The 12,950-nt window shown below is 68.1% G+C and carries 9 protein-coding genes and 2 pseudogenes; 2 read left to right on the top strand and 9 right to left on the bottom strand.

What is annotated here, in order from left to right; translation table 11 throughout:
- Window positions 1–4: 4 nt before the first annotated feature.
- The 5 genes from MMSP_RS02050 to MMSP_RS02030 are packed head-to-tail and all read right to left on the bottom strand — an operon-like array spanning window position 5 to window position 5,253.
- The gene (locus tag MMSP_RS02050) at window positions 5–1,327 is read right to left on the bottom strand and encodes a DUF58 domain-containing protein (protein ID WP_011741899.1); all 1,323 of its coding nucleotides are present in this window, start codon (window positions 1,325–1,327) and stop codon (window positions 5–7) included.
- Window positions 1,327–2,304, bottom strand: coding sequence for a MoxR family ATPase (locus tag MMSP_RS02045; RefSeq protein WP_020785262.1), 978 nt, complete (start codon window positions 2,302–2,304; stop codon window positions 1,327–1,329). The genes MMSP_RS02050 and MMSP_RS02045 overlap by 1 nt, the downstream gene beginning before the upstream one ends.
- The gene (locus tag MMSP_RS02040; RefSeq protein WP_036426003.1) at window positions 2,301–3,440 is read right to left on the bottom strand and encodes a DUF4350 domain-containing protein; all 1,140 of its coding nucleotides are present in this window, start codon (window positions 3,438–3,440) and stop codon (window positions 2,301–2,303) included. Before MMSP_RS02040 ends, MMSP_RS02045 begins: the two co-directional genes overlap by 4 nt.
- A complete protein-coding gene (locus tag MMSP_RS02035) occupies window positions 3,440–4,090 on the bottom strand; it encodes a DUF4129 domain-containing protein (RefSeq protein WP_020785260.1) in 651 nt (216 codons plus the stop codon). Before MMSP_RS02035 ends, MMSP_RS02040 begins: the two co-directional genes overlap by 1 nt.
- A gap of 20 nt (window positions 4,091–4,110) precedes the next feature.
- Window positions 4,111–5,253: a hypothetical protein gene (locus MMSP_RS02030; RefSeq protein ID WP_020785259.1), complete on the bottom strand. Its 1,143-nt coding sequence runs from the start codon at window positions 5,251–5,253 to the stop codon at window positions 4,111–4,113.
- Window positions 5,254–5,370: 117 nt separating this feature from the next.
- On the opposite strand from MMSP_RS02030, the gene MMSP_RS02025 reads away from it, so the two are divergent.
- A complete protein-coding gene (locus tag MMSP_RS02025; protein ID WP_012396712.1) occupies window positions 5,371–5,835 on the top strand; it encodes a GatB/YqeY domain-containing protein in 465 nt (154 codons plus the stop codon).
- Between the two features lie 10 nt (window positions 5,836–5,845).
- Here the strand turns inward: MMSP_RS02025 and nrfD are convergent, their stop codons facing one another.
- From nrfD to MMSP_RS02000, 4 genes and pseudogenes are all read right to left on the bottom strand, one after another.
- Entirely contained in the window at window positions 5,846–6,808 is a 963-nt protein-coding gene (nrfD, locus tag MMSP_RS02020; RefSeq protein ID WP_020785258.1) for an NrfD/PsrC family molybdoenzyme membrane anchor subunit, read from the bottom strand.
- Window positions 6,805–7,695: a 4Fe-4S dicluster domain-containing protein gene (locus MMSP_RS02015; RefSeq protein WP_020785257.1), complete on the bottom strand. Its 891-nt coding sequence runs from the start codon at window positions 7,693–7,695 to the stop codon at window positions 6,805–6,807. Before MMSP_RS02015 ends, nrfD begins: the two co-directional genes overlap by 4 nt.
- Window positions 7,692–10,885 (bottom strand): annotated as a pseudogene (fdnG, locus tag MMSP_RS02010) (formate dehydrogenase-N subunit alpha). Before fdnG ends, MMSP_RS02015 begins: the two are co-directional and overlap by 4 nt.
- Window positions 10,886–10,967: 82 nt before the next feature.
- Window positions 10,968–11,618 (bottom strand): TetR family transcriptional regulator, encoded by a 651-nt coding sequence (locus MMSP_RS02000; protein ID WP_036426001.1) that lies wholly within the window; start codon window positions 11,616–11,618, stop codon window positions 10,968–10,970.
- A gap of 41 nt (window positions 11,619–11,659) precedes the next feature.
- Here MMSP_RS02000 and MMSP_RS25520 point away from each other — a divergent pair.
- Window positions 11,660–12,853, top strand: a pseudogene (locus MMSP_RS25520) (MFS transporter); the annotation flags it as partial.
- Window positions 12,854–12,950: the final 97 nt, after the last annotated feature.

Raw genomic sequence — 12,950 nt, 5'->3', positions numbered from 1 at the left:
ACCCCTACAGCCGGCCGGTCGCTTTCATCGCCAGGTAGCGATCGGCGAGTGCCGGCGCAATTTCGGTGGGCGGCGCGTCGACGACCTCCACGCCGCTGCGGCGCAGGCGAGCGGCGATTGTGCCCCGGTCATTTCGGGCGCGTTCGGCGGCGGCCGCGTCATACACTGCCGCCGCGTCGGAACGCCCGATGGCCAGTTGATCGACCCGAGGGTCGGCGACCGCGGCCACCACCACCTGATGTTTGGCCGATAGCTGCGGCAGCACCGGCAGCAGGCCTTCGTCGAGGGCCGTCGCGTTGAGGTCGGTCAGCAACACCACCAAGGAGCGCCGGCGAGTCCGCCGCGCAATTGTGGCAACCATTGACCGCCAGTCGGATTCGACCAGCGCCGGCTGCAGCGGGGCCATCGCGTCGACCAGCTGGGCCAACAGTTCGGTGCGCGATGCGCCGAACACCGCCGCGCGGCTCACCCGGTCATGGGCGAGGAAGTCGACGTGATCGCCGGCCCGCGACGCCAGTGCGGCCAACAGCAGCGCGGCATCCATGGACCAATCCAGTCGCGGCCACCCCGCGGGATCGGCGTCGGTCGGGTCCACGCCAACCCGGCCCGCCGCCATGCGCCCGGTGTCGAGCACCAGCACCACGCGTCGATCGCGCTCCGGGCGCCAGGTGCGGACCATGACGTCGGCGCGGCGTGCGGAGGCGCGCCAGTCGATCGACCGCACGTCATCGCCGACGACGTATTCACGCAGCGAATCGAATTCGGTGCCCTGCCCGCGGATCAGCGTGGGCAACAATCCGTCGATCTCACGCAGCTTGGCCAGCCGCGACGGCAGGTGTTTACGGGACAGGAACGGCGGCAGCACCCGGACCTGGCCCGGCACCACCTGGGAACGCTGCCGCCCGGCCAGGCCCAGCGGCCCGATCGAGCGGGCTGTGACGGCGGCGCAGTGTTGGTCACCGCGGCGCACCGGTTGCAGCGCGGTGTTCACCTGCTGGCGCTCACCGGCGGCGATATTGATCGGGTGGGTGCGGGGCTGGGCACGCGCACTGGGCGGCCAGGCGTCGCGGACCAGGCCGCGAAACCGGCGGCGCCCCACATTGTGGATCACCAGGGCGGCATCGGCGGGCTGGCCCAACCGGATCGAGCTGTTTGCGCCGCGCGTGTAGCTCAACTTGCGGGGGCTGGCCGCCAGCGCGACGTCGATGGCCACCGCCACCGCCAATGCCAGCAGCAGCATTCCGAAAGCCCGTGGCGGCCAGGGGGACAGCGCGATCGGCAGCACGCCGATCAGCGCCATCAGTCCGGTTCGTCCGGTCAGGATCACTAGCGGGGCACCGGAACCGAGGCCAGAATTCCGTCTAGGACCCCGTCGGGGGTGGCGCCTTCGAGCTCGGCCTCCGGGTGCAACATGATCCGGTGGCGCAACGTCGGGCGAGCCATGGCCTTCACGTCATCGGGGGTCACGTAGTTGCGTCCGGATAGCCACGCCCAAGATCGGGCGGTGCCCAGCAGTGCGGTCGCGCCACGCGGTGACACACCCAGCTGTAGGGCGGGGGAGGACCTGGTGGCTCCCACGATGTCCACGATGTAGCCCAGCACCTCGTCGGCGATCAGCACCCGGCTGACGGCCTCGCGCCCGGCGGCCAGCTCGGCCGGGCCGGCCACCGGTTTGATCGCGGACAGGTCGCGGGGATCGAAGCCGTGTGCGTGGCGGCCGAGAATGGCGATCTCGGACTCCCGCGAGGGCAGACCCACGTTCAGCTTCAGCAGAAAACGGTCGAGCTGGGCTTCGGGCAGCTGATAGGTGCCCTCGTATTCGATGGGGTTCTGCGTCGCGGCCACGATGAACGGGTCCGGCAGCGGCTTGGCCTGGCCCTCCACACTGACTTGGCGCTCTTCCATCGCCTCCAACAGCGCCGCCTGCGTCTTGGGCGGGGTGCGGTTGATCTCGTCGGCGAGCATCAGATTGGTGAACACCGGGCCAGGGCGGAAGGCGAACTCCGCACTGTGCGCGTCGTAGACCAGGGAACCGGTGACGTCGCCGGGCATCAAGTCGGGAGTGAACTGCACCCGCTTGAATTCCAGCTGCAGTGCGGCGGCCAGGGCGCGGACCACCAGCGTCTTCGCCACCCCGGGGACGCCTTCCAGGAGCACGTGGCCCCGGCACAGCAGCGCGATCACCAAGCCGCTGATCACCCCCTCCTGGCCGACCACGGCCTTGGCGATCTCGGCACGTAATCCCAGCAATGCTTCGCGGGCCGGATCCGTGGTCGGGGACTGGGTGGGAGCCGGATGTGTCACGAGTGAGTGACCTGCCTTTCGATGTCGTCGAGTGCGCGGGCAAGCTGCAGTAGATCGTGGTCGTCCGCCGGTGGGGGGCCAAACAGGTGATACCAGACGTATCCCGCGTCGGCGCCGCTGCGCTGGGCAACGGTGATCGCGACCGCTTGCGGGTCCGCGCTGGAGCCGATGCCGAGTCGGGGTAGTAGCCGCTGCAATGTCGCGGTGCGCAGCGCATCCGCGGCGCGATCGCGGGCCCGACGGGACCGGTATAGCCGGCCGCGCCCCTCGACCGTCTCCGATGCCCGCACCACCACGGGCATCTCCTCGGCCACCAGGGGGCCCATCCGGCGGCCCTTCCGCAGCGCCACCAAGATCACGGCCAGCCACAGCTGCCAGACGATCCAGCTGACGTTGGCCGGGATGAGATCGGAAAGCGAACTGGGAGATGATGTTTCACCCTCGACGAGGTGAGGTGCGTACCAGATGAGACGGGGCCGGGCGCCCGCCAGATTCATCGCCAGCGCCGCATTGCCCTGCTCCCGCAATCCGTCGTTGGTCATGAAGTGATTGCTGCCCACCACGGTGACGGTTCGCCCGACGTCCTGGTAGCGAACCAATGCCCCGCCGTAGCAACTGATCATCGCGAGTTCGCCCTTGCCCCGATACGCGTCGCTCGGCCCAAAACGCACCGTGCCGGCTCGATCAGCTTCACGCAGTGGGCAATCCGGCCGGATGGCGAGCGTCTCTGCGGCACCGACGCGCAGCTTCGGCGTCAGCACCCTGCGGGTGCGCGCCGTGGGTTCCACCAGCAAGAGGTCGCCGGGGACGCGTGAGAGCCGGTTGAGTAGGGCGTTGTTGGCCAGATACTGGGTTTGCGCCACGAGTAGCAGCGTGTCGGCGCGGGCGGCGTTCTCGACGTCGGCGACGGTGTTGGCGACCACCACCTCGACCCCACCTTCGCGCAGCAGTGTCACCAGCGCACGAGCACCCGAGCCGCTGGTCGATTCCGGGTCCATCGTGCCGCCGGGGCGCGGCGCGGTCAGGTAGGTGGCAATCGAGGCGATGACGGTGACCGCGGCCAGGGTGAGCAGCACGCCACGCCATGGTTTGCGTTTCCGGCTGGGGGTGTGCGCCGACTCGGCGCGTGCGGGCATCACCGGACCTGCGCCCAGGAGTCGCTGGGGGCGGGTCGCCCCACGCTCGGCGATGCGGTGGAACGTGAGCGCAAGTGGTCGTCGAGGTCGGCGATCAGCTGGTAGGCGGCTTCGGTGCCGGGCCGCTCACCGTAGGTCACGTCATTGAAGGCGGCCGCCGCCTGCGCCAATTCGCCGGCCAGATACGGCAACACATCGCCGGCATCGTTGGCCAACTCGTTGGCGGTGCGCCCGGGCGCGGGGTTGAGCACACCGGTCTCCTCCAATTCGCGGGCGACCGCGCGCAGCCGGTGCCGGATCGCCGCGGCCCAATTGCTGTCGGCGGCATAACCTTGCGCCGTGGCCCGGTGCTGGGCGGCGGTGAGTTGGCCGGCATCGAAGAGCTGGTAATCGCCGCCGCGATTGGTACGTAGGGTGCGACGTGCGATGTTGATCGCGACAACCACGACGATCACCAGCAGGATTACCAATACGGTGATGGTGAACCAGCCGCCGGACACCGACGAGCCCTTCTCCAGCAGCCGATACAGCAACTCGTTGATCCAGTCGTTGAGATGCTGGGACAACGAACTCTTGGGATAGATGGGTTTATCGAGTTCGCGCTGTGCGGCCTGGTGCGCGGCATCGCGGTCGATGTCGATGGAAGGCACTGTCCGTCCTCACGAGTCCATTAGAGCGGCCGGGTGAGCCAGAGGGTGTCGGTGGACTCCACGGCGGCGGGGCCGCCGGCGGCCCCGGTTTGCAGAACCAGATCGAATGCCTCGGCCCGCATCCGCCGGTCGGTGTAAAGCAGCACGACAACCCCGGCGGTGAATGGCGCGGTAATGATCTGGCTGATCGCCGAGCCGATGGACGACAGGGTCATGCCCACCAGAAACATGCCGGTGGAACCCTCGCTCGCGGTGGCGCCCAGCAGTATCTGGCCGACGATGCCAAACGGCGCCGAGATCGCGCCACCAACCAGGCCGACCACGATCGCGGTCAGCAGTCGGATGCCCAGAACCCGCCAGAAGCCGCCGGTTACCAGCGCAAACGATCTCGTGATCGCGTCGACCAGCGGCAGCCTCTCCAGCACGATCAGCACGGGCGCGAACATCAGCACCGTGTACAGGTAGGCCACCAGCAACCCGACCAGCAGCACCAGCGGGAAGCCCAGCAGTGCCGCGGTCGCTCCGTTGGCGGCGGCGGCCACCCCGACCAGGATGACGACCACCAGGCCCGCGAGCGCAACGAGTCCGGCGCCTTCCAGCAGCGCCAGGCCGATCAGCGCCAGGATCCGCCCACGGACCCTGGCCCAGGCTTCGCTGATGGTGATCGGCGACCCGAATACGGCCCGCCCGACGACGACGGTGAGTATTCCGCTGAGCAGCATGCCACCCAGCCAGCTCACCAGCAGGCCGGCCGCCGCGGAGCCGGTCCACGCGCCCACCACGCCCCAGCTCAGTTCGGACGGGTGAGTGTCGAAGCGACTGGCGGCTTCCAGCGGGCCGATCGTGGCGAGCAATGTGATGACCTGCATGACCACCACGACGATGGCGGTCAGGCCGAGCGTCGCTTTCGGATTGGCCCGGATGTAGCCGACCGCGCCGTTGAAGATGTCGCTCAACGTCAAGGGGCGCAGCGGGATGATCCCGGGTTTGACGGCGCCGGGAACCAGCGGCGGCCCGTAGCCGGGTGGTGGTCCGTAGGCGGGTGGTGGTCCGTAGGCCGGCGGTGGGTCGGCATACCCCGATGGCGGGTAGCCGGCTGCTTCGTACCCGGGAGCTCCCGAATTCGGCTCGACCGGATATCCCGGCGGCGGCAGCGTGCTCACCGGGTGCAGCGGCTGTCGTCGATGGTCATGTGCTCCATCCTGTCGGCGGTTGGGGTAATTCTCAATGTAGGCATGTAGTGTCGGGCGCCCCGCCCATTGGCGCGTAGCGTTTCTCCCATGGCGGAACTCAAATCCCGGCTCCGGTCGGATCTGACCAAGGCGATGAAGTCGCAGGACAAGTTGCGTACAGCGACGTTGCGTATGGTGCTGGCCGCGATTCAAACCGAGGAAGTCTCCGGCAAGCAGGCCAAAGAGCTCACCGATGACGAGGTGCTCAAGGTGCTGGCCCGCGAGTCCCGCAAACGCGGTGAGGCCGCCGAGATCTATACCCAGAACGGGCGTGGCGAGATGGCCGCCAACGAGCATGCCGAGGCACGAATCATCGACGAATACCTGCCGACTCCGCTCACCGAGGCGGAATTGGCCGATGTCGTCGACACCGCAATTGCTCAGGTGGCCGAGCAATTGGGACAACGGCCCCACATGAAGCAGATGGGGATGGTCATGAAGGTCGCCACCGAGATCGCCGAGGGCAAGGCCGACGGCGCCCGGCTCTCCACCGCGGTCAAAGAACGCCTGTAGCGCGCCTGGCTCAACTCCCGCCGCGCGCGGCCCGGCCGGTGTCGACCCGCTCGCGCTGGGGCACCACCACGTACTTGGGATCGCGGGTGGATTCCACCCCGGCCTCAAACACCCCGAACCGCTGCAGCGCACTGCCGGTGAGCAGGGCCAGGCCGCACAGCGCGGCGCCAAGGCGGTTGCGGCCCGCGGCGAGCGTGCCCAGCGCCCCGCCGACGGTCAGGTATTCGGCCCACTTGCGGGTCCGGTGCGCCGGCCCTGTCGTATAGGCCTCGCCGACCAGGCCGAGCCGCCGCTCGAGCAGCCGCGACGCCGCCACCTCCAGCGCCGCACCCGCGACGCTCATCCGCCGTGCCGGAGCGGCTTCGGCGACCGGTGCCAGCAGCATGCCCAATCCGCCGCCGCTGGCCGCGGCCGAGCCGGTGAAGACGAAGGGCAGGTACGGATGGGCTTCGTGCCAGGCCGGGACTGCCGTCTGGGACAGCAGCACGGCGGTATAGGACGCGACACCGGGAGCCACCGCGGCCGCCGACAGGCCCGCGGGCCGGGCCAACCGGGCCAGCAGCGCGCCGAGCCAGGTGCGCCGTAGCCGCGCCGGCATCAGTTCGGCGGCCCCGGCCAGCCCGGCGCCGGGCCCGTAGGCGGCCAGGATCCAGGTCCCCACGCTCATCGGCGAACTCGGCTTGGCCACCCGCAGCATGTGGTGAAACCGTTCCGGGCGGCCCAGATCGGCGATCAGGAAGTAGGAGCCGGCCGCGATGCTGGCCAGGGCGCCGACCCTGCTCACCCGGCGCAGTGCCGGTTGGCCGTTGAGATCGGCTCCCGCGGCCAGCAGCGCCGAACCCGCCGACAGGCCTCCGGAGAACAGGTAGGCGGCGATCTTCCACTCCCAGGCGGGTGTCTTGAGTACCGGGCGCCCGTAGTAGGAACGGAATTGCGCCCGCGGCACCGCGAGCTGCTCCCGGCTGCCCGTCATGGCCGCCCTCGCCCGGCGAACGCCGACACGGCGATGGCAACCAGGGCCGACGCCGCCATTCCGGCGTAGCGCCACATCGCCGGCGTGTCCCGGGTGGGCACCACCGGGTCCGGGGGTAACCCGTAGACCTCCGGGTCGTCAAGCAGCAGAAAGAAGGCGCCGTTGCCGCCGACCCCGTCGTTGGGGTCATGGCCGTAGAGCCGGGCTTCGGGCACCCCGCGGTCGTGTAGCTGCTCGACGCGGTGTGCGGCGCGCTCGCGCAGTTCCTCTAGCGGGCCGAACTGAATCGAGTTGGTGGGGCAGGCCTTAGCGCATGCCGGTTCCAGACCGTCGCGCAGCCGGTCGTAGCACAGCGTGCACTTCCAGGCCCGTCCGTCGCCCTCGCGCCGCTCGATGACTCCATACGGGCAGCCCGACACGCAGTAGCCGCATCCATTGCAAATATCTTGCTGCACAACCACCGTGCCGAACTCGGTGCGGAACAACGCGCCCGTCGGGCACACGTCCAGACAACCCGCGTGGGTGCAGTGCTTGCACACATCCGAGCTCATCAACCAGCGGAAATCGGTGCGGTCCTGCGGGCCGCTCGCCTGCCCGGGCCGCTCGAACTTCGGAACCCCGAGATCTACCGGGGGGCGGGCCTGTTCGATGAATGCGACGTGGCGCCAGGTGCTGGTCCCCAGCATCCCGGTGTTGTCGAAGGACATCCCCAACAGATTGAAGCCGTCGTCGGGAACCTCGTTCCATTCCTTGCAAGCCACCTCGCAGGCCTTGCAGCCAATGCAAATCGAGGTGTCGGTGAAGAATCCCACTCGGGGTGGATGGTCGGTGTACCCGGCGTCGCCGGCGGGATCATCGAGCGGGCCGTAGAAGGTGTTGCTGCTCATGGGCTTTCCTCCGGATCCGGGTGCGCGATCCCGTCGTCGCGGGTGGTGTCCAGATGCGTGCCGGTTTCCGTGGTAATCCCGGCCCGGCGGCGGTATTCGGCGATGTAGTCCAGTAATGCCGGTCCGCGGGGGCGCCGGCCGGGCTGGACATCGCAGGTGGCGACCTTGCTCTCCTGGATGAAAACGTTGGGGTCCAAGACCACCCCGAACAGATCGTTGACCACGTCACCTTCGACCAGCCCGGTGTATCCCCAGTGGTATGGCATCCAAACCTGTTGCACTACATGGTCTTCAATGCGCAGCGGGCGCATCCGGTCGGTGACGAACACCCGGGCGTCCACCGCGGTGCGGCTGGTGATCACGTGCGCCCAGCCCATATGGGTCAGCCCGCGCATGCGTGCCAACTCCGGTGACACCTCCATGAACAGCGCGGGCTGCAGCTCGGTGAGGTAGGGCAGCTGACGACTCATCCCCCCGGCGGTGTGGTGCTCGGTCAGCCGGGCCGCGGTGAAGACGAACGGGAACACCTCGCCGTGTGCTTCCGGTGGGGAAGGGTTGGACGGGTTGTCCTTGCGCCCGAACACGATTCGCGTCGGGTTGCCCTGCTGGGCATACAGTGTGTTGCGTACCGGCGATTCGTGCGGCTCGTAGTGCGTCGGCAGCGGGCCGTCGGCCAGGCCGCTGGGGGCGAACAGCCAGCCCTTGCCGTCGGCCTGCATGACGAAGGCGTCATCACCGCGCAGCGCCTCGACGCCGACGGCACCCTCGGGTGGGCGGTAGCCCGGCGGCTTGTGCTTTTCGAAATCGGGCACATCGTGGCCCGTCCACTCGCCCAGCTCGGCATCCTACCACACCAGCTTCTTACGCTCGCTCCACGGCCGGCCCTGCGGGTCGGCGGATGCCCGGTTGTAGAGCACCCGGCGGTTCAACGGCCAGGTCCAACCCCACTCGTTCTCATAGGGGCGCTGCTCGTCGCGCGGTTTGCGCCGCGCCGCCTGGTTCACCTCGTCGGCGTAGACACCGGAGTAGATCCAGCAACCGCAGGCGGTGCTGCCGTCGGCCTTCAGACTCGGGTAGCCGTCGATGGTCCGGCCGGTGCCCAGATCGATCCCGTTCATGTGGCGCAGCACATCTGCACCGGACGGCTCGTCGCCTTCGGTGGCGTAGTCCCAGGCCAGCTGAAGCAGTGGCCGGTCGCGCTCATCGGTTGAGCCGGAGAGCTTTTCGCGCAGCTTGCGGCCCAGATGGTAGAAGAACCACAGCTCCGAGCGGGCGTCGCCGGGCGGATCGACGGCCTTCTCCCGCCACTGCAGCAGCCGCTGGGTCTGGGTGAAGGTGCCCGCCTTCTCGACGTGGGAGGCCGCCGGGAAGAAGAACACCTCGGTGCGGCAGGTCTGCGGCGAGATCTCACCGGTCTCCACCTCCGGCGCCTCCTTCCAGAAGGTGGCGCTTTCGATCATCACCAGGTCACGCACCACCAGCCAGTCCAGGTTGGCCATTCCCAGCCGCTGCATGCGGCCGTGGGCGGATCCGACGGCCGGATTCTGGCCGAGCAGGAAATAGCCGAACACCTTGCCGTCGATCATGTCCATCACCGTGCGGTAGGTGCTGTGGTCGCCGTTGATCCTGGGCAGGTAGTCGAAGCAGTAGTCGTTGTCGGCGGTTGCGTGCTCGCCCCAGTACTCCTTGAGCAGGGACACCATGTACGCATCGGCGTTGTGCCAGAAGCCCTTTTGGTTTCGGCTCTTGATGTTGTCCAGGTAGTCCGACAGGGTGGCCTGGCCGGCATAGGGCATGTCCAGGTAGCCCGGCAGCAGGTTGAACAGCGTCGGCACATCCGTGGAACCCTGGATGCTCGCGTGTCCGCGCAGGGCGAATATGCCCCCGCCGGGCCGGCCGATGTTGCCCAGCAGCAGCTGGATGATCGACCCGGCGCGGATGAACTGGGCGCCCATCGAGTGCTGGGTCCACCCCACGGTGTACACCAGTGCGGTGGTGCGCTCCCGGCCGGAGTTTTCCGTCCAGGCCCGGGCTACTTGTAGGAAACTCTGGGCTGGCACCCCGCAGACCCGCTCGACCATCTCGGGGGTGTGGCGGGCGTAGTGCCGCTTGAGGATCTGGTAGACGCAGCGCGGGTGCTGCAGCGTCGGATCGGCGTGATCGCCCGGTTGGTACCGCCAGGTGGCCGGATCGTAGGAGGCGCTGGCGTGGTCGTAACCGCTGAAAAGACCGTCGAGATCCTCGGCGTCGCAGTAGTCCTCGTCGACCAGGAACGGCGCGTTGGTATAGGCGGTCACGTATTCGCGGAAGTCCAGATCGTTGGACAGGATGTAGTTGATCACCCCGCCGAGGAACGCGATGTCACTGCCGGCGCGCAGCGGCACGTGCCGGTCGGCGACCGCGCTGGTGCGAGTGAAGCGCGGGTCGATGTGGATGACCTGGGCGCCGCGTGTCTTGGCTTCGATCACCCACTGGAACCCCACCGGATGGGCTTCGGCCATGTTCGAACCCATGATGACGATGAAGTCCGAAGTGGCGAGGTTTTGCTGGTAGTCCGTCGCCCCGCCGCGACCGAAGGAGGCTCCCAGACCGGGAACCGTGGCGCTGTGTCAAATACGGGCTTGGTTCTCGATCTGCAGCGCGCCCAGCGCGGTGAAGAGTTTCTTGATCAGGTAGTTCTCTTCGTTGTCCAGGGTGGCACCACCGAGGCTGGCGATTCCCAGGGTGCGGCGCAGGGTGTGCCGGTCGGCATCGAAGTCCTGCCAGCCCTTGCTGCGGGCGTCCAGCACCCGGTCGGCCACCATGTCCATGGCGGTTTCGAGGTCGAGGTCTTGCCACTCGGTGGCGTACGGCGCCGGTAGCGCACCGTGGTTTCCCGTTGCGCACCGGTGACGAGCTGCTTGCTGGCGGATCCCTTGGGGCACAGCCGTCCTCGGCTGATGGGGCTATCCGGATTGCCCTCGATCTGAACGACTTTTCCGTCCTTGACGTACACCTTTTGCGCACAGCCGACCGCGCAGAACGGGCACACCGAATGCGCGACCTCGTCGGCGGATGCGGTTCGTGGTTGCAGCTGCGCGGACCGTTTGGACTGGGCGGCCTGGCCGCGCCCCAGCGGATCGGCGCCGGTGAGCTGCCGGTAGATCGGCCAGGACTGGATCAACTTGCCGACGTCCTTGTTTCGGCTCATCAGCGTCACCTTTCTCCGGCCCCGGCTCTGCTGAGACTACGCGATGGGACCCGGTGTCGCCTACCTTCGGCGGCGCTGCCAACTATCGTCCGGTTGTATTGCCGGACAGTGTGTTTGGCGCAGGCCGGCGGGCGTTCGCAGTGGTTGATCTCAACGCAAGGTGCAGCAAGGGTGCGTACTGGCGAATTATTTCATCGTGGGTCATCGAGCAGGCGGGTTCCAGGCACAGGATGTAGCGGGTCACGATCAGACCGGCAATCTGATTGCAGAACATCGAGGCGCGTTTGCGCGCGTCTGTTCCGCCGAGCTGTGCCGCGATCTTGTCGATCAGCTCGCGCTCGACCGTTTCCTTCACCCGGTTTGCCAGCGTCGGATCGTGGGCGGCGCCGGCCACCAACGCCCGCAGCGATGCGCCGCTGGCCGGGTCTTCCCACAATGCCAGCAGCCCGGCCAGGACACGCTGGGGAAATGTCGTCGGGTCGCCTTTGGCGACCGCCCGATCGAGCACATCGGCGGGGTTTGCCGACAAGGCAAGAGCCTCGCCGACGAGCCCCCTTTTCGACCCGAAGTAGTAGCTGATCAGTGCGAGGTCGACGCCGGCCTCGGCCGCCACCGACCGCAGCTTCACCCCTTGGTAGCCGCCTGCTAGGAAACGTCGCCGCGCGACCTGGAGGATCTTGGCCCGCGTATCGGGCTTGCCGGCCCTGCGCCCCCTGGCCCTCGAGTAATTCATCACCGTTGAAATATTACCGGCGCGCGGGTCACGGTGGGCGGATGCTCACCACGTTGCCAACCCCGCCGCAGACCCCGCTGGTTCGCAGGCCCAGGCATCAGGGTCTGGTCTTGACCGTCACCTGCCTGGCCTTGGGAACGGTGGTCGCGGCGATGGCCTCGCTGAATGTGGCGCTGCCCGATATCGCCCGGCAGACCCATGCCGACCAGACCCAGCAGGCTTGGATTGTGGACGCCTACAGCCTGGTGTTCGCATCCTTGCTGCTGCCCGCCGGCGCGGTGGGGGACCGCTACGGCAGACGGTTGGCGCTGCTGGTCGGCCTGGTTGTGTTCGGCGCCGGATCCGGGGTGGCCACCCTGACCACCGACCCACCGCGCTCGCCGGCCCTGCGTGCCTTGCTGGGAGTCGGCGCCGCGCTGATCATGCCCGCCACGCTGTCGACCATCACCAGCAGCTTTCCGGCGCAGCGACGCGCCGCTGCGGTCAGCATCTGGACCGCCGTCGCCGGTGCCAGCGGGGTGGTGGGCTTGCTCGCCTCGGGGCTGTTGTTGCAGTGGTGGTCCTGGCAGTCGATTTTTTGGCTGAACGTGGTGCTGGCCGCGGTGGCGCTGACCGGCACGCTGCTCTTTGTGCCGGAGTCGGCCGAGCGCGATCCGCTCCCGCTTGACGTGGTTGGCGCGGTGCTGGCGGCCGCGGGCATCGCGGTGCTGGTCTACGCGGTGATCGAGGCTCCGGCGTACGGCTGGACCGATCCGGTCACGGTCGGCGGTATCGCGCTGGGCCTGCTCATCCTGGCCGGTTTCGTCGTCATCGAGATGGGGCGCCGCTACCCGTTGCTCGACCCGCGGCTGTTCACCAACAGACGCTTTGCGGCCGGCTCGCTCTCGATCACCCTGCAGTTCTTCGCGCTGTTCGGCTTTCTGTTCGTGATCATGCAGTACCTGCAATCGGTTCGTCACTACAGCGCGCTGACCGCCGCACTGGGCCTGTTGACCATGCCGATCGGGATGATTCCCAGTTCCCGGCTCAGCCCTTACCTGACGGAAAGATTCGGCATCCGGCTTCCCTGGGTCGCCGGCCTGCTCATTGTGGCGGAGGGGCTGATGGTGCTGGCGCACCTGGACAGCGCCGACCCCTACTGGCACATCGCCAGCGGATTGATCCCGCTGGGGGCCGGGCTGGGGCTGGCGATGCCTCCGGCCACGACCGCGATCACCGGCGCGCTGCCCTCGCGTCTGCAAAACGTCGGCTCGGCCGTCAACGACTTGGCTCGTGAGCTCGGCGGCGCGCTGGGTATTGCCGTGCTGGGCAGCCTGCTGACCGCGACGTATC

It is taken from the genome of Mycobacterium sp. 012931 (genome assembly GCF_000419295.1).
In the GTDB taxonomy this organism is placed as follows: Bacteria; Actinomycetota; Actinomycetes; order Mycobacteriales; family Mycobacteriaceae; genus Mycobacterium; species Mycobacterium marinum.
The sequence above is the reverse complement of the archived record's forward strand: the minus strand, read 5'-3'. Positions and strand labels throughout refer to the sequence as shown.